16 protein-coding genes and 1 tRNA gene are annotated in these 15847 nt (G+C 57.2%); 5 read left to right on the top strand and 12 right to left on the bottom strand.

Annotated elements, in window-relative coordinates:
• Window positions 1-25 precede the first annotated feature (25 nt).
• From RTK01_RS11630 to RTK01_RS11600, 7 genes are all read right to left on the bottom strand, one after another.
• Complete coding sequence (locus tag RTK01_RS11630) at window positions 26-310, bottom strand: AbrB/MazE/SpoVT family DNA-binding domain-containing protein (RefSeq protein WP_312281129.1); 285 nt, start codon at window positions 308-310, stop codon at window positions 26-28.
• Window positions 300-731 carry a hypothetical protein gene (locus RTK01_RS11625; protein ID WP_312281128.1) on the bottom strand — a complete coding sequence of 144 codons (432 nt, stop codon included), beginning with the start codon at window positions 729-731 and terminating at the stop codon, window positions 300-302. The genes RTK01_RS11630 and RTK01_RS11625 overlap by 11 nt, the downstream gene beginning before the upstream one ends.
• 37 nt (window positions 732-768) lie before the next feature.
• Window positions 769-954 (bottom strand): hypothetical protein, encoded by a 186-nt coding sequence (locus RTK01_RS11620; protein ID WP_312281127.1) that lies wholly within the window; start codon window positions 952-954, stop codon window positions 769-771.
• Window positions 951-1859, bottom strand: coding sequence for a DNA adenine methylase (locus RTK01_RS11615; RefSeq protein ID WP_312281126.1), 909 nt, complete (start codon window positions 1857-1859; stop codon window positions 951-953). The genes RTK01_RS11620 and RTK01_RS11615 overlap by 4 nt, the downstream gene beginning before the upstream one ends.
• Before the next feature lie 62 nt (window positions 1860-1921).
• Window positions 1922-2512, bottom strand: coding sequence for a hypothetical protein (locus RTK01_RS11610; RefSeq protein ID WP_312281125.1), 591 nt, complete (start codon window positions 2510-2512; stop codon window positions 1922-1924).
• On the bottom strand, window positions 2512-3030 hold the full coding sequence (locus RTK01_RS11605) for a hypothetical protein (protein WP_312281124.1): 519 nt from the start codon (window positions 3028-3030) through the stop codon (window positions 2512-2514). Before RTK01_RS11605 ends, RTK01_RS11610 begins: the two co-directional genes overlap by 1 nt.
• A 280-nt stretch (window positions 3031-3310) precedes the next feature.
• Window positions 3311-3386 (bottom strand) — tRNA-Pro (locus tag RTK01_RS11600).
• 161 nt (window positions 3387-3547) lie between these two features.
• Here RTK01_RS11600 and RTK01_RS11595 point away from each other — a divergent pair.
• The 4 genes from RTK01_RS11595 (at window position 3548) to lysS (ending at window position 7334) form a co-directional block, all read left to right on the top strand.
• Window positions 3548-4612 (top strand): M23 family metallopeptidase, encoded by a 1065-nt coding sequence (locus RTK01_RS11595; RefSeq protein ID WP_312281123.1) that lies wholly within the window; start codon window positions 3548-3550, stop codon window positions 4610-4612.
• Window positions 4596-5195, top strand: coding sequence for a site-2 protease family protein (locus RTK01_RS11590; protein ID WP_312281122.1), 600 nt, complete (start codon window positions 4596-4598; stop codon window positions 5193-5195). Before RTK01_RS11595 ends, RTK01_RS11590 begins: the two co-directional genes overlap by 17 nt.
• A 152-nt stretch (window positions 5196-5347) precedes the next feature.
• Window positions 5348-5824 (top strand): transcription elongation factor GreA, encoded by a 477-nt coding sequence (greA, locus tag RTK01_RS11585; protein ID WP_312281121.1) that lies wholly within the window; start codon window positions 5348-5350, stop codon window positions 5822-5824.
• A 10-nt stretch (window positions 5825-5834) separates the two neighbouring features.
• Complete coding sequence (gene lysS, locus RTK01_RS11580) at window positions 5835-7334, top strand: lysine--tRNA ligase (RefSeq protein ID WP_312281120.1); 1500 nt, start codon at window positions 5835-5837, stop codon at window positions 7332-7334.
• A gap of 257 nt (window positions 7335-7591) precedes the next feature.
• On the opposite strand, the gene RTK01_RS11575 is transcribed toward lysS, so the two are convergent.
• Both RTK01_RS11575 and RTK01_RS11570 read right to left on the bottom strand, forming a co-directional pair.
• Window positions 7592-8176 (bottom strand): AAA family ATPase, encoded by a 585-nt coding sequence (locus tag RTK01_RS11575; protein ID WP_312281119.1) that lies wholly within the window; start codon window positions 8174-8176, stop codon window positions 7592-7594.
• Between the two features lie 101 nt (window positions 8177-8277).
• A complete protein-coding gene (locus RTK01_RS11570; RefSeq protein WP_312281118.1) occupies window positions 8278-8970 on the bottom strand; it encodes a hypothetical protein in 693 nt (230 codons plus the stop codon).
• Window positions 8971-9237: 267 nt separating this feature from the next.
• Between RTK01_RS11570 and rsmH the strand changes: the two genes are divergently transcribed.
• Window positions 9238-10275: a 16S rRNA (cytosine(1402)-N(4))-methyltransferase RsmH gene (rsmH, locus tag RTK01_RS11565; protein ID WP_312281117.1), complete on the top strand. Its 1038-nt coding sequence runs from the start codon at window positions 9238-9240 to the stop codon at window positions 10273-10275.
• A gap of 112 nt (window positions 10276-10387) precedes the next feature.
• Here rsmH and RTK01_RS11560 read toward each other — a convergent pair whose 3' ends face one another.
• From RTK01_RS11560 to RTK01_RS11550, 3 genes are all read right to left on the bottom strand, one after another.
• Window positions 10388-11827: an aminoacyl-histidine dipeptidase gene (locus tag RTK01_RS11560; RefSeq protein ID WP_312281116.1), complete on the bottom strand. Its 1440-nt coding sequence runs from the start codon at window positions 11825-11827 to the stop codon at window positions 10388-10390.
• A 297-nt stretch (window positions 11828-12124) separates the two neighbouring features.
• A complete protein-coding gene (locus RTK01_RS11555) occupies window positions 12125-13315 on the bottom strand; it encodes a pyridoxal phosphate-dependent aminotransferase (protein WP_312281115.1) in 1191 nt (396 codons plus the stop codon).
• 233 nt (window positions 13316-13548) lie between these two features.
• Window positions 13549-15847: DNA translocase FtsK (locus RTK01_RS11550; protein WP_312281114.1), on the bottom strand; the 2299-nt coding region annotated here is incomplete at its 5' end.

The following is a 15847-nucleotide window of genomic DNA, read 5'->3' as shown; positions in this document are numbered from 1 at the left end:
GTGTAGAGAGTATTTCGTTCCATCCTCAGCCCTCCTTTTTCTGCTGCAGCAGGGCGGTCAGGTCGGAAATCAGAGAAAGCCTTGTATCATCTGGCATGGTCTTAAACGCCGCACGGACATAGGCCTCCACTGCCTCCGGGGACTGGTCGCCGATTTCGATGATATCCACCTTTTGCACGCTGACTCGACCATTGGCGAGTTCAAGCCGCACGATGTCGCCGTAATCCATGCCGCTGGCGGTGCGCAGCTCCTTGGGAATCAGCACCCGGCCTTTGCTGTCCATCAGCTTGTAGATGGGTTTATTCTTCATCCTCCGCACCTCCCTCCAGCACACAGCGAATGGTGTCATGGCTCACGCCAAGACTGCCGAACAGCTCCATAAGCTGGGGCGGCAGCTGTTTCACAGGATCGGCGCTGCCGATGATAATGGCACCGTCCTCACAGTGGATATCCAGATCGTCATCCAGCGGAATGCCTGCCGCTTCTAAAAGTGCGTGAGGCACCGACAGTTCTGCGGATTCCGGTGCTTCCACCGGTTCGCTCACGTTGTCGATGCCGTCCTTGGTGAGAAAAAACTCGCCGTAGCTGTTGATCTGCTTCACCGGGTGATGGGACAGATACGCCAGATGCACGGTATCTCCGGCAGTGACGCACATGGTGTCCAACACACCGGGCGGCAGGATAATGCTGCCGTTATCGGCAATCTGGCCTTTCGTTTCAATGATTTTCATAGCATAAACCTCCTTTTACATCCCCATCTGCGGGGCATTAATTTGTTGTTCCTCTGCCGTTTTTTCCATTCTGCTGCACGGTCAGATCCAGTCCCACATTGGCTTTATCCCCGCAACGCAGATACAGGTCATCGTGAACATTGCCCACCACAAACTGATAGGTACCGCCGCTTTCTTCCTCAATCATGGCTTTTGCCCAGCGGATTTTTTCAAGTCCGGTCATTCTTCGTATTCACCTCCGAAATCAAATAGATTTAATTGAAACGTGTCCTTTTCCCGCTCCTTGGGATCGTAGTTGGTAATGATAACCTCCGGGTACTCGCAGCCGCCCTCATACCGCTGCGCCAGATTGCTCAGGCGGGTAACCGGGGTGATGGTGTAATCCTGATACAGCTCCCAAATGAATTCACAGTCATTGTAGCTGACCATCCATTTGCCCTTGCAGCCTGCCAGCGCATCCCGGAGCCGCTGATGATCGGTTTTCAGGAATTCCACCGCATAGTGCCCCTCGGTCATGTAATACGGTGGATCGCAATAAAAAAAGGCATCGTCCCGGTCATATTGCCGGATCAATGCCTCGAAGTCCTTATTTTCCACCACGGTGTCCGCAAGCCGCCTTGATGCCTCCCATATCACAGCGAACATCTTTCGGATATCAAAGGGCTGGCAGCCGTAGGAGGTACATCCACTGCCGTAGCTGTAGCGGATGAGCTTGAAAAAGGCGGCAGCTCTCCACACATTGCTTGGCTCGGCCTGTTCCATAAGGAGGGCTTTGATTTCCTCAAACTCAGGCGGCGGGAGGTTCTGCTGCGCCAGCGCCAGTTCTTCCTGCAGATATTCCGTATCGAATTCATCCTTTTCAAAGAAGCGGCGCAGCATATTAAATTCATGCCGGGAGTTGAGGGGCAGGAAGCCCAGCTCCTTGAGGAAGGCCAGCGTCCTGTTTTTCACACAGTAGAACAGGTTGGTCAGGTTTCCGTTGAAATCGTTGTAGACCTCCATACCCTTGCAGTCCGGCGGTCTGCCGAACAAAACCCAACCCCCACCGCCAAAGACTTCGATGTATCTGCCGAAATCCTTGGGGAAGAGCCGGTATATGATATTGCGGAGGGCTTTTTTGCCGCCCACTCAGCTGATAAAGCTATTGATATTCCATCACCTCCCTCTGGAAAGAAAAAAGCCGATGCTCACTACATTTTCAGTGACATCGACTCATCTGGATTATGGTACTCATATTCGCCGGTTTCCTCATTGTACAAATAGCCCTCATCGGCCAGATCCACATCATGAATCTCAGCCGCAAGTTCCAGCGCTTCCTTGGAACCGCCGGGAGGGATATCGCAGAACATTTCCTCGCCGTTTTCATATTCTTTTTTTCCTGTGTTATGCCCAAAGTCCTCGTCTGCCCACAGGTATTCAAAAGAGAGATCAAGGTACTGCTCGGCAAGTGTGCGGATTACCGGATCAGCACAACTCCATGCGGTCTGAAATTCGATATGCTCACCGTCAAAATCCTGCAGGGTATATGCGCCATCGTAGCCATAGCTGTTCCACTTGGTTCCCCAATTGGAAATCGACCAGTCGTACCAGTTGTCTTTGCCGTACTTCTCACGTTCGGCCATACCAAGGTTGCCACGGAAGATATGCTCAGGCATCGGGATAACCTTGTTGAAGTCGATGCTTCCGAGGCCGATCCTATCATCTTTGATATCCTCGAACATCGCCTTGACCTTTTCCGGATCGCCGGATACTCTTACAATATTGGTTACATGATTTGGCATTAGCGCATTCCTCCCATCGTCATGCCGAAGCCGAAGGACTGGCTGCCTTTCAGTTCGCCCTCCGGCTTGATAAAGAAGCGGTCGCTGCTATCCCAAAAGCTGAGATACAGCTCACCGTCCTCCACCTTGATTTCCCGCTGCTCCAATCCCTCGCCCCAGCCGTCAGAAAATTGTGAAGAAAGCCATTCTGTCAGTTCTGCAAGCTTAGAGACAGACAGCGCACCGTGGGTTTGCACCTCGGTCACGCCCCATAGCTCGCCGTTCAATTCCTCTACTGAGGGATTGATGCTGTACACCTTTTGGCTGAGATCGTCATCAAGATAAACGGCGAGACCACGCTCACCCTCACTGGGTAGTTTTTCTTTTTGTATGAGAGCGAGGATTTCGTCCTCGTATTCCAAAACTTCACTGGCCGATAACTCCTCCCGGTAATCGTCAAGATCGCCCCATTCATTTTTTCTGTAGAGATGAGGGAAGATGGGGCTGAATAACCGTAGGGTTTGCAGTTCATTTTTCATTGTGCATTCATCCTTTCATTTTGATTTTGGGCGCAAAAAAAGCGGCTGTGTTTTCAGTTACGAAGAACACAGCCGCTTCAAAATTGCCCTGTAGGGTATTGGCTTTATGAAATTATCTGCCGGACTGATTCCGGCCTAAAACGAGAAACACCCCGCTTTCTTGTTAAAAAGCAGGGTGCATCTATGAAAAACGAGGGTCTTGAATTTTTCATTCAAAACCCTCGTCAGGCCGCATAAACACTGACTTTTCCAGCCCTGTATCTATTTTGACCTAATCTTCTGGTCCGAGTGGCGGGAGTCGAACCCACGGCCTCATGGTCCCGAACCATGCGCGCTACCAACTGCGCTACACCCGGATATTTAATCAGCACACCCCCAGCCTCACGGCGCATGGCTACGGCAGTCTGCTGCAACAGATTGTATTATAGGAAAAATCCGTCTCTTTGTCAAGGGAAATCGTTCATACTCTTCCCCAAATATGCATAGAGTAAGAAAAATGCGAGGGGAGGCGGGACGGATGACGTCGCGACAGTCCGGACAAAAAATCAATCAAATCTACGGCAATCGGACAGGGTATCGCACAAAGCGGCGGAAGACTTCACAGCCGTTATCCGCAGCGGAAAAGCGACGTCTGGTCCAGTTTTTGGTCTGCGGTACGGTATTTGTGCTGTTGGTGGCAGTGAAGCTACTGCTGCCCGCACGCAGCCAGTGGCTTAGCCGCCATGTGGGCGGTGCACTGGAGCGCAGTGTAAATGTGACAGAGGTATTTTCCGCCGTGGGTCGGGTATTCGCCGGTAATGCGGCCGAGGGATGGGAGGACCTGTATCAGTCCGTTTTCCGCCCGGAGACAGACGATGCAATCCCCGCTGGCGCAGTCGGAACCCCAACGGACGGCGCGGCGGAAGACGACCCGGCAGACAGCCCCGCAGCTTCCGCAGCAGGGGCTTCCTTAATTCACAGCCGCCTTTCTGCCAGCGATGGCTGGTTAACCTCCCCGCCCATGGAAAATACACCAAAGTCCAGCCCCGTCGCGGAGAATCCCTCCGCAGCCTCTACCTCTCCCGGAGAGACGTCCGCAAAAGCGGACGCCAATCCGCAGCAGACCATAGCCGGCACCCAGCGTCTCTCCTATGTATTATATTCCAATCAAACGCTGCCCGACAACGTAAGTTTGGAGCAAAAGGTGCTGGGCTTTGATTACTGTACCCCTGTAATGGGAACACTGTCGTCGGATTTCGGCTATCGGGAGCACCCCATCGAGGGGGACGAAAAGTTTCACTACGGTCTGGATATCGCCGCGGACGAGGGCACGCCCGTCTCCGCCTTTGCCGACGGAACGGTGACGGCGGTGGGCGAAAGCAGCAGCTACGGCAAATATGCGATCGTTTCCCACGACAGCGGCTTTTCCACATTGTACGCCCATTGCAGCCGTATCTACACCTCCTCCGGTGCGCAGGTGAAAGAGGGGGATAAAATTGCGGCGGTGGGTCAGACTGGCGAAGCCACGGGCCCTCATCTGCACTTTGAGCTTCACTCCGGAACCACCTATCTGGACCCCATCTACTATGTTTCGCTGCCCTAGCAGCCCGGTGCGCATCTCCGGCGGCTTTCTGCTGCTTACGGCGTGGTTTGCCCTGGAGAGCGGACCTAAACCCCTGCTGTTGATTTTGTTCGCGGCGACAATGCATGAATTGGGCCATTTCTTTGTTTTGCGCTTTTGGGGTGCGCGGGTAGGCCGTGTGCGCATCGGACTGCTGGGCGCGATGATGGAGGCGGATCGCAGTGGACTCAGCTATGGCAAGGAGCTGTCCGCTCTTCTGGCGGGTCCTTTCGTAAATCTTTTGTGCGCCGCCGTGCTGATTCCTCTCGCCACCCGGCATCCGGAGCTTTACGCGGCCGCAGGCGCGCATCTGGCGCTGGGCGCCTTTAACCTTCTGCCCATCCGCCCTCTGGACGGCGGGCAGGCGCTGGAGCTTTTAGTAGCCTGGCTCTTCGGCCCGGCGGCGGGAGAGCTGACGGCACGGATCACGGGCGTTTTATGCGCGGCGCTTTTACTTTGCGGACTTGTGTGGCTAATGCGAGAAAGCCGAGGCAACCTCTGGCTGGCTCTGCCGGCTGCGGGACTGCTGGCAGCGGCGATTCGGGAGCTGCGGGGCGGAAAATGACCGCCCCGCAGCCGCTTTTCAATCCAGAGTTTCCGGCGGAAGCGCTTGACATTGTGGTTGGAAAAATCTATAATGTTGTGTCATGACTAAGCTGGAGTTTTTATGGACACCCATAAGGAAAATATAGAGGACGCAGAAAGGACTTATGAGCGATGAGCAACGAATACAGAATGAGCCAAGCCCGCTTGGACGAGCTTCAAACGGAACTGAATTTTCTAAAAACCACCCGCAGCGACGAGGTTGCGGAGCAGATTAAAATTGCCCGGGGCTTTGGCGATCTCAGCGAGAACAGCGAGTACGACGAGGCGAAAAACGAGCAGGGCAAGCTGTACTCCCGCATCGCGGAGCTGGAAGAGATTTTGCAGCATGCCGTGGTGGTGAACGAAAACACGACGGACAACGATGCCGTAACCATCGGCTGCAAGGTGACCGTGGCGGACGAGCACGGAGACATCCTGCCGGTGGCCTATAAGATCGTAGGCTCTCAGGAGTCGGACCCCATGCATGGAATCATTTCGGAAGAGTCCCCCTTCGGCAAGGCCCTCATGGGCACAAGGGAGGGGCAGACCGTCACCGTGGACGCGCCCAGCGGGAGCATTTCTTACACGGTGAAGAAAATCGAGCGGTAAGGAGATAACTATGGCTGAACAGAAGACAACCCCCCAGCCCGAGCAGGATCTGGGCGAACAGACCAGAATCCGCCGGGAGAAGCTGGCGGCCCTTCAGGCTGCGGGCGAAGACCCCTTCCGGCAGACCCGGTTCGACTGGAACGCCACCAGCGAGCAGATTAAAGCCAATTTTGACGCCATGGAGGGCCAATCCGTGAAGGTGGCGGGCCGTCTCATGAGCAAACGGGGCATGGGCAAGGTCAGCTTCTGCGATTTGCAGGACCGGGACGGCCGCATCCAGCTCTACGCCCGGCAGGACGAGATGGACGAGGAAGTTTACCGGACGTTTAAAAAGTACGACATCGGCGACATCGTGGGCGTGGACGGCGAGGTGTTCCGCACCCAGCGGGGCGAGATGAGCGTCCGGGTGAAGGACATTGTGCTTCTCAGTAAGGCGCTTCTGCCCCTGCCGGAGAAGTTTCACGGGCTGACGGATAAGGAACTGCGCTACCGTCAACGGTATGTGGACCTGATTGTGAACCCCGAGGTGAAGCGCGCCTTCCTTCTGCGCTCCAAATTTATCCAGCACCTGCGCCGGTATCTGGATGATCTGGGCTATATCGAGGTGGAAACTCCCGTTTTGAACACCATCTCCGGCGGCGCGTCCGCCCGCCCCTTCATCACGCACCACAACACGCTGGATTTGGACATGTACATGCGCATTGCCACGGAGCTGCCCTTAAAGCGGCTGATTGTGGGCGGAATGGACCGGGTGTATGAAATCGGCCGCATCTTCCGCAACGAGGGCATGGACCCCAAGCACAATCCGGAGTTTACCACCGTGGAGCTGTATCAGGCGTTCACGGATTTCCACGGGATGATGGACGTGGCCGAGGGACTGGTCTCCTCCGCCGCCAAGGAGCTTTTGGGCACCTATGAAACGGAGTGGATGGGCGAGAAAGTCGACCTGACCCCCGGCTGGCCCCGCCTGACCATGGTGGACGCCGTAAAGCAGTATGCCGGTGTGGACTTCGGGGCCATCACCGACGACGCGGAGGCCGTGGCCGCCGCAAAATCCATCGGCGTGGAGCTGGCGGACAGCGCGGAAAAGACCTGGGGCAACGCATTGTATCAGTGCTTTGACCAGAAGGTGGAGGAGCATCTCATCCAGCCCACCTTCATCACCATGTACCCTGTGGAGGTTTCTCCCCTCACCAAGCGCAGCCCGCAGGACCCCCGGCTTACCGAGCGGTTTGAGTTTTTTATCTGCCGCAGCGAAATGGGCAACGCCTATTCCGAGCTGAACGACCCCATTGACCAGCGCACGCGCTTTGAAAAGCAGGCGGAACTGCGGGAGCGGGGCGACGACGAGGCGGAGATGCTGGACGAGGATTTCCTCACCGCCATGGAATATGGCATGCCCCCCACCGGCGGCATGGGCATCGGCATCGACCGGGTGACCATGCTCCTGACCGGGGCCGATACCATCCGAGATGTGATTCTCTTCCCGACGATGAAGCCCATCGACTGACCCAGTCATTGGAGTATCTGCCCGGATTGAATCCTCCTTCCGCAGGTTATTGAACGCGCTTCCCTTTACAAGCCAAGAAGCAGGCCGCCGGAACCCCGGCGGCCTGCTTTCTCTGCTTTCTCTGTTTTCTCCTTTGCCCACGCTGTATGCGGGCAACCGCGCGTAAGCGGCTTTGCTCTCCCCCGGCGCTCCATCAGGCCCGGAGACAGTGCCACACCTGATGGATGGATAGCTTGAACTCCACCGCGTCGGCCCACTTATTTTCCATCGTACGTTTCAAACCGCAGGTCGCAGCAGTCCTCAACTCCGCAGGCCGCAAAATACCGCTCCTCCAGAGGAATCCACCGCTCTTGAAACTGAACGGCCGCCTCAGAGCCGTTGCGCCGCCGGATGCGGCGAAGCTGTTCTTCCCTCTCCACCGTCAGAAACACTTTCAGGTCATAGTATTCCCGCAGGGACGGGTGGCAGGCATAGGCCCCCTCGATCACCGTGACGGGCCCGGGAGCCACCTGAACGGCCTCCTTAAGCGCTTGCAGCCTGCAATCATAGGGACGGTAAGAAATCGCTTTCCCCCGACTGAGGGGCAGCAAAACTTCCTGTAAAAACCGTTCCCGATCCACGTTGCCGCCCGGCGTGTTCAGCCGTTCCTCCGTGCGCTGCTGGGGCCGCAGGAAAAAGTGGTCCATATGAACTACGCCGCAGCCGCACAGCTCCCGCAGTTCCTCCCCCAGCGTGGTCTTCCCCGCCGCGCACCGACCATCAATCGCCACCAGAACTGGACGCTTTACCTGAAGAAGCCGCCGAATTTCCGATTCTATCTTTTCTGCCGCGGTAATATCCATGTCAGCCTCCTATTGTGTGGTTACGTTTATCTCCCGCGCCGGCTCGGCTCGGCGCGGTGCAACGCATCCGGCTTTCTTTCACGTCATTTGCGCTCACTTTCTCACGGTGCTTTCGCATCTTTCGCATTCCCCGTATCCAACTGCGGAGCGGAAGCCGGGGCTTCCGTAAAATACGCCAGAGCGCCGCGCATGGGGGTGGTCTGATACCACAGCCGCAAGTCCAGTTCAATCTGCCGCCCCTCAACGGAGACGGTGACCATCAGCTTATCTTCCCCAAGCTCCGCCCCTACAATCGTGACCCAGTGCCAGCTTTGCAGATTTTTCTCTTTACCTCGGTGCAGATTCAAAAACCCCACCGGGCAGTCGGACGTCAGTCCGGCTTCTATAAACTCCGCCAGCCGGGAAACGGCTGGACGGCCCCACGTCATGCGTCCGGGAAGCGCAAGAACATGGGGTTCCAGCAAAATCCCCCGCTCACCGGCATATGCCACAACGCCGTCCGAAAACAGCTCCACCCGGTTCAGCCCCGCGCTTCCGGGGGTAAGATGGGGGTATACATCCTCCATGTGCCGGGCAAAATCGGCGCGGCTCATGCTTTCATAGCCGTACAGCGGCAATAGCGCCGGACGGGTCAAGGCCAGATATGCCAGAATATTGGACGCGCAGGTAGGCCCACAGCCCGCCCTGCGGCTCCACTCGGTGGAATACCACTCCTGTGCGCCGCCAAAAAACGAACGGCCCGGGTCTTCGTCCGCAATGGCCAGCAGCGCAGGGTGAAAAATAGACAGTTCCATGGTTAAGCCTCTCATACTGATTGAATGATAGGGACAGTATAGCTTATTTTTGCGGAAGAAACAAGTGCGCACCGTGCCAAAACCCCGCCGATTCGACATCCGCTGTTATTGTGGAAATTCCCCGGCAAATCGGTTAACCCTTCTCTTTTTGCCGGTTTTGTGCTATGATAGCCTCGACACAGCCGTTCCGAAATGATTTTGTTCGGAACCGGCGCAGGTTGGCGGGCTGTGAACCGCCACCCCAAAAGACAAACAAGGAGCCGCTCCATGGAACAAGAACACAAGCGCCGCCCGCGCTATCAGGGCACTCATCCCCGGAGCTTCCGGGAAAAATACAAGGAGTTGAACCCGGAAAGATACGGCGGAGACGTGGAAAAGGTGCTCCAGAGCGGAAAAACCCCCGCCGGGATGCACATTTCCATCATGGTGGAGGAAATTCTGGATTTTCTGAATGTTCAACCCGGACAAACCGGGCTGGACGCAACGCTGGGCTATGGCGGCCACTCCCGAAAAATTCTGGAGCAGCTTCAGGGCCAGGGGCACCTGTACGCCACAGACGTGGACCCCATCGAGTCTGAAAAAACCCGCCTGCGGCTGGAAGCGGCGGGCTTTGGCCCGGAGCTTTTCACCCTTAGGCGGATGAATTTTTCTCAGTTGGACGAGGTTGCGCCCGGCGTTCTCTTCGACTTTGTTCTGGCAGACTTAGGCGTTTCCTCCATGCAGATCGACGACCCTGCCCGTGGCTTCACCTTTAAATACGACGGTCCTCTGGACCTCCGTCTTGACCCCACCTCGGGCATTTCCGCCGCCCAGCGCCTGCGGGAGCTGGACGAGGAGGAGTTGACCGCCTTGCTTGAGGAAAACGCGGACGAGCCTTATGCCGCCCGTATCGCGGGGACCGTGCTGGGAGAGCTTCGGCGGGGCGGGACGGTGGACACCACAAAGCGTCTTGCGGAGTTGGTGGGGCAAGCCCTCTCCTTCCTCCCCGCCGGGGAGCGGGAGGAGGAGACCAAAAAATCCTGCCAGAGAACCTTTCAGGCCCTGCGCATCGATGTAAACGGCGAATTTGAGGCGCTTTACAGCCTTCTTGAAAAACTCCCCGGCGTTTTAAAGTCCGGCGGGCGCGTGGCCATTCTCACCTTTCATTCCGGCGAAGACCGGATGGTGAAAAAGGCGTTTCGCCAGCACCTGCGGGAGGGCGCTTACAGCGCCGTGGCGGAGGAAGTGCTCCGCCCTTCTGCACAGGAGTGCTTTCAAAATCCACGGGCGCGGTCGGCTAAGCTGCGCTGGGCCGTACGAGCCTAGAGACCATTGGCGGCGGTGTTCGGCGTATGAAATCAAAAAGGGGAGAGAACCGGCCTAAAACCGGTTCTCTCCCCTTTTTGATTTTTCAGCCTCCCGTATGGACAAAAAGCCTTTATTTGGCTCGCCGCAGCACCTCGGTCACAAATCCCCACAGACGCCGTGTGGATGAGATGCTCAGCCTCTCTCTGGGAGTGTGGATGTCCTTCAGATCGGGGCCGATGGAGACGCAGTCCAGCCCCGGCAGCTTGCCGCAGAATAGGCCGCACTCCACGCCCGCGTGGATGGCTTCGATTTTCGGTTCCTTGCCATACTGATCCTTGAAAACCTCCACCATCAAATCCCGCAGTGGAGACTCGGCGCGATACCCCCACGCGTCGTATTCCCCGGAGACTTCCGTCTTTCCGCCCAGCATTGCCGTGAGGCAGTTAAGACGGGCCTTCAGCATCGCCTTCTGGCTGCCGACGCTGCTGCGCACGCAGAAAGAAGCGGTCATGGCGCCTTCCTGTGTGGTGAGAACGCCCAGATTTAAAGAGGTCTGCACCAGCCCGGGAATATCGGCGCTCATGGCCTGAATCCCGTTGGGCGCGCAGCTAAGGAAGCACACGCAGCGCCGGGTGGAATCCGCGTCCATGGGGGCCTGATCCGCCTTGGCGGAGGTCACCGTCAGCATCAAATCCTTATCCGTGACGTGATATTCACTTTTCAGCGCTTCACCCAGCAGCGCCGCGGCGGTGCTGGCTTTCTCCTTGTCGGCAGCCAGCACCGTGGCCGTCGTCTCCCGGGGGATGGCGTTGTCCTTTAAGCCGCCGTCCACCGCCACCAAACGCAGCTCGGTTGCCTGACTCATGGCAAGCAGCACACGGCCCATCAGCAGGCTGGAATTGCCCCGCCCCTTGTTGATTTCCTGTCCTGAATGGCCGCCGATCAGTCCGCTCACCGTAACGGTGAGCGCCGAACCGACAAAGGCGCTTCTTTGAACGGGGATTGTGCATTTGGTCATGTTGCCCCCCGCGCAGCTTACGGTAAAGATGCCCTCGGCCTCGGAGTCCAAGTTCAGGAACCTCCGTCCCTTCAGCGGTGACACGTCCAGCACGTCTGCGCCCAGCATCCCGATTTCCTCGTCCACGGTAAACACCGCCTCGACCCGGGGATGGGTCAGATTATCCGCATCCAAAATCGCCATGGCCAATGCCACGGCGATGCCGTCGTCGCCGCCCAGAGTAGTCCCTCTGGCCAAAATCAGATCACCGTCCACGGCCAGATCCAGCCCCTCTTTCGCCATGTCCTTGGCGCACTCGGGAGCCTTTTCGCAGACCATGTCCAAATGCCCCTGAAGAATCACCGGCTCCGCATTTTCATACCCATAGGTAGCCTCTTTGATGATAATGATATTGTTCGCCGCGTCATGATGGTATTCAAGGCCCCGCTCTTCCGCAAAGTCCGCGCACCAGTCGCTGACCGCTTTTGTATTGCCGGAGCCATGAGGAATCGCACACATTTCTTCAAAGAATTGAAAAACTTTCTTCGGCTCCAGTTGATCTAAAACCGCCATAATACAATCATTCCTTTCATATTTCTCAAAACACAATACGGTCATGAGCCGAATTGGCCATTATACGTGAGACTTTCCTCTGACGCAGCGGTGGGACCAGAATTGACCGGCCTGTGCGCCCCCCGTCAAAGGCCCGATTTCTTTTCCATAGATATTTTCAAATATTTGAGTTTCTTGTCGCCGCATCTGCTTCAATATACATAAACCCGGGAGCGGCAGACGCCTCTCCCGGGTTTTTATTTGCGCTTTGTTTCATTCGGAATGGTCGGCGCAAAAACAGCGCCTCTTCGGTTTCTATTACCGGGCGTTGTATGCCTGAATACCCAGTGCCAGCAGCTCCATGGACCGCTCCAGATCGGCTTGCTTCAGGACATACGCAAGCCGCACTTCGTCCTTGCCTTTGCCGGGGGTGGCATAGAACCCTTCGCCGGGGGCAAACATCACGGTGTCACCCTTGTCTTCAAATTCCTCCAGCAGCCACTGCTGGAAGGTATCGGTGTTATCTACGGGGAGTTTTGCCATGATGTAAAACGCGCCCTTGGGACACTCGCACACCACGCCGGGGATTTTCGCAAGCCCCGCCATGCAAGTGTCGCGGCGCTTTTTATACTCGTCCCGCACGGAAGCAAAGTAATCCGGCCCGACGGTGTACAGCGATGCTGCGCCCACCTGATCCAATGTGGCGGAGCACAGGCGGCCCTGACAGTACTTCATCGCGTGGGACATCAAATCCTTATTGCGGGAAATGAGCACACCCACACGGGCGCCGCAGGCGGAAAACCGCTTGGATACGGAATCGATGACGATGACGTTCTCCGCTGCGTCCTCAAACTCCAGGATGGTGGCAAGGCCCTCGCCGCCGTAGACAAACTCGCGGTATACCTCGTCGCCGATGACAAACAGATTGTGCTCCTTGGCAATATCCACAATCAACCGCATCTCGTCGTGGCTCAGCACCACGCCGGTGGGGTTTCCGGGGTTGGTCACCATAATGGCACGGGTATGCTCGTTGATCTCCGCCTCAATTCTGCTTCGATCGGCATAGCGATAGCCCTCCTCCGGGGTGGTGGGGATGGGATGAATCAAACCGCCGGTAACCCGGGTGAAGGTGTTGTAGTTAGGATAGAAGGGCTCCGGAATCAGGATTTCGTCTCCGTCGTCCAGAATGCACTCCAAAACCATTTCCAGCGCTTCACTGCCACCGGTGGCGGCCAAAAGGTCGCCGGGGGCCAGCTTGATACCAAGCTTTGCATAATATCCACGGACAGCCTCCAAAAACGAGGGAATGCCGGGAGAGGGGGCATACTCCAGAACAGGCTGGGTAAAGCCCTTTACCGCGTCAAAAAAAGCGGCGGGAGTTTCAATGTCCGGCTGGCCGATATTCAGGTGGTAGATTTTGCGTCCTTTGGCTTCCGCCGCCACCGCAAATGGGTGGAACTTCCGCATGGGGGACAAACCGCACTTTTCGATCTTGCTCGAAAACTTCATGACGGGATACCTCCTTTTCATTTTCCAATTACCGCTTCAGTCTTCCTGATTCTTTCATTCTATGCGTCTTTGTCCGGGATGTCAACAGCTACCTGTCCTTTCCCGCCCTTCGGCTCATAGAACATTTTGCACAGTTCACCGTTGTGGTTTTACATTTTAATTGTACAATTTTTAACAATTTATCAGCTTGCCTTGAAGCGGAAGCGTTTCCCGTCCGCCGGGCTTTTATGCCGTCAGTCTTCTTCCTCAGGCCCGTCGTCAAAGGGCGGCTCGTCAGAAGGAGGCAGGACTGCGCCGCCCATTTGCTGCTCCTGCCATGTTTGCCTGCTGATTAGAAGCTGCCGGGGCTTGGACCCCTCGAAGGGACCCACAATTCCCCGCTGCTCCATCTGGTCCACCAGCCGGGCCGCCCGGGAATAGCCCAGCTTCAGCCTCCGCTGAAGCATAGAAACGGAAGCCTGTCCCGTCTCCAGCACCACGTCCACGGCAGCAGGCAGCAGCTCGTCTCCCTCGTCTTCGGCATCCGCCGCTGCGGACGCGCCCTTGCTGCCCGTGGTTTTCTCCTTCTCCTGCACGTTTTCCTCGATTTTTCGCATAACCTCGTCAGAGTAATGGGCCTCGCCGCTCTCCTTGGCAAATTCCACCACCCGCTCAATTTCCTCTGGACTGATGAAACAGCCCTGCACCCGGGTGGGCTTGCCGGAGCCGAGAGGCGCATACAGCATGTCGCCCCGGCCCACCAGCTTTTCCGCGCCCTGGGTGTCCAGAATGATGCGGGATTCCAGCGCCGAAGCAACCGCAAAGGCAATGCGGCTGGGAATATTGGCCTTCATGATACCGGTGATCACGTCGGCGGAGGGGCGCTGGGTGGCGATGACCAGATGCATTCCGGCGGCGCGGCCCATTTGGGCCACGCGACAGATGGATTCCTCCACCTCCTTGGCGGCCACCAGCATCAAATCCGCCAGCTCGTCGATGACCACCACCACGGAGGGCAGAGCGGTCAGTTCCTCTCTGGCACGCGCCAGGGTGTTGTAGCCCTTCAAATCCTTTACGTTGTTCTCAGAGAAAAGCTTATACCGCTTCATCATCTCATATACCGCCCACTGGAGCGCGCCCGCAGCCTTTTTCGGGTCCGTCACCACGGGAATCAGCAGGTGTGGAATGCCGTTGTAGGGGGCCAGCTCCACCATTTTGGGGTCCACCATGATAAAGCGCACCTCGTCGGGGCTGGACTTGTACATCAAGCTGACAATGAGTGAGTTGGTACAGACGGATTTTCCTGAACCGGTGGTGCCGGCGATAAGCACATGGGGCAGCCTTGCGATATCTCCCACGATGCAGTGTCCCCCGATATCCTTGCCCACGGAGAAGGCCACGGCGGATTTGTGATTCGCAAAGGTGTCTGACTCCACTACGTCCCGGATCAGGACAGATGAGACATTGCGGTTTGGCACCTCGATGCCAACCACGGAAATTTTGTCGGGAATGGGTGCGATGCGCACGCCTGAGGCTCCCAGAGCCAGGGCGATGTCATCCGCCAGATTGGTGATTTTGGAAAGCTTAACCCCTTGATCCAGCACAAATTCATACCGAGTGACGGTAGGCCCGTGAACCACCTCGCCCGGCGTGGCCTCCACGCCGAAGCTTTTCAGCGTCTCGCCAAGACGGCGGGCGTTGTTTCGCAGCTCGGCTCCTGCCTCCGTAAAGTCGCCGCCCCGGTTTTCATCCAGCAGAGTGATGGGCGGGAACTGATAGGCTCCCTCGCCGGAAGACAGAGCGTCCTCAATCTGGGCCGTGACCTCGGCGGTGGCTGCGGCTACCTCCTTGGCGGCGGAGCCGGGTTTTTCAGCCGCAGGAGCAGGCGTAGGGGGCGCAATCGGCGCGGGTGTAGGTGAAAAGACCGCCGCCACAGCGGGCGCGGCAGCCAGTTCCGGCGCGGCAATCGGCTCCGGTATCACCGCAGGAAGCGGGGCCACAACCTGTACCGACTGGGCATGCGGCTTTGCGGCCTTTGCCGCTTCGTCCGTCAAAAGCTGGTCCGGAGTAAGCTGCTGATCGGATTTCTGGCGGAAAAAGCCGTGGATCAGGCCGGGTTTTTTCTCCGGTGCGGGGCGCTGCTCGCCCTCCAGCGGAATGTCAATAGAGCGGCGCGCGCCGCTTCTCTCTCCCGGCCCTTCGGCAGGAATGGCGGGGACGGGCCGCGGCGCAGGCTCCGGTTCCGGCTCGTACCGGGGGCGACTGCGGCGCTTTTCCATCAGGCTCTTGGGCGTGATGCGCAGGGCAGTCATCAGCACCACAAGGAAGCACACCGCAAAAATCATGATAGAAGCAACTCTTGAAAAGGCCGACACCGCTCCCACGGCAAGAAGGCCCGAAACTGTCCCGCCGGATTTAAGCGCCCCGCCGGAGCTCCAAAGCAGCTTCAAGATACCCTTCACAAGCTCGTAGCCGTCCCGCAGCAGGATCATGTGGGCCAGAGAGCCGAACAGCAGCGGCAGCAGCAGGGCACAGATGGTCCGCAAAGTCACG

This window comes from Oscillibacter sp. (assembly GCF_031978065.1).
GTDB lineage: Bacteria > Bacillota > Clostridia > Oscillospirales > Oscillospiraceae > Oscillibacter.
This window is presented reverse-complemented; position numbering and strand designations above follow the sequence as displayed.

Bases quoted from the DNA above. Each gene is read 5' to 3' on its own strand.
- RTK01_RS11630 (WP_312281129.1), bottom strand. From the start codon at position 310: ATGAAGAATAAACCCATCTACAAGCTGATGGACAGCAAAGGCCGGGTG.
- RTK01_RS11625 (WP_312281128.1), bottom strand. From the start codon at position 731: ATGAAAATCATTGAAACGAAAGGCCAGATTGCCGATAACGGCAGCATT.
- RTK01_RS11620 (WP_312281127.1), bottom strand. From the start codon at position 954: ATGACCGGACTTGAAAAAATCCGCTGGGCAAAAGCCATGATTGAGGAA.
- RTK01_RS11610 (WP_312281125.1), bottom strand. From the start codon at position 2,512: ATGCCAAATCATGTAACCAATATTGTAAGAGTATCCGGCGATCCGGAA.
- RTK01_RS11605 (WP_312281124.1), bottom strand. From the start codon at position 3,030: ATGAAAAATGAACTGCAAACCCTACGGTTATTCAGCCCCATCTTCCCT.
- RTK01_RS11595 (WP_312281123.1), top strand. From the start codon at position 3,548: ATGACGTCGCGACAGTCCGGACAAAAAATCAATCAAATCTACGGCAAT.
- RTK01_RS11590 (WP_312281122.1), top strand. From the start codon at position 4,596: ATGTTTCGCTGCCCTAGCAGCCCGGTGCGCATCTCCGGCGGCTTTCTG.
- greA (WP_312281121.1), top strand. From the start codon at position 5,348: ATGAGCAACGAATACAGAATGAGCCAAGCCCGCTTGGACGAGCTTCAA.
- lysS (WP_312281120.1), top strand. From the start codon at position 5,835: ATGGCTGAACAGAAGACAACCCCCCAGCCCGAGCAGGATCTGGGCGAA.
- RTK01_RS11575 (WP_312281119.1), bottom strand. From the start codon at position 8,176: ATGGATATTACCGCGGCAGAAAAGATAGAATCGGAAATTCGGCGGCTT.
- RTK01_RS11570 (WP_312281118.1), bottom strand. From the start codon at position 8,970: ATGGAACTGTCTATTTTTCACCCTGCGCTGCTGGCCATTGCGGACGAA.
- rsmH (WP_312281117.1), top strand. From the start codon at position 9,238: ATGGAACAAGAACACAAGCGCCGCCCGCGCTATCAGGGCACTCATCCC.
- RTK01_RS11560 (WP_312281116.1), bottom strand. From the start codon at position 11,827: ATGGCGGTTTTAGATCAACTGGAGCCGAAGAAAGTTTTTCAATTCTTT.
- RTK01_RS11555 (WP_312281115.1), bottom strand. From the start codon at position 13,315: ATGAAGTTTTCGAGCAAGATCGAAAAGTGCGGTTTGTCCCCCATGCGG.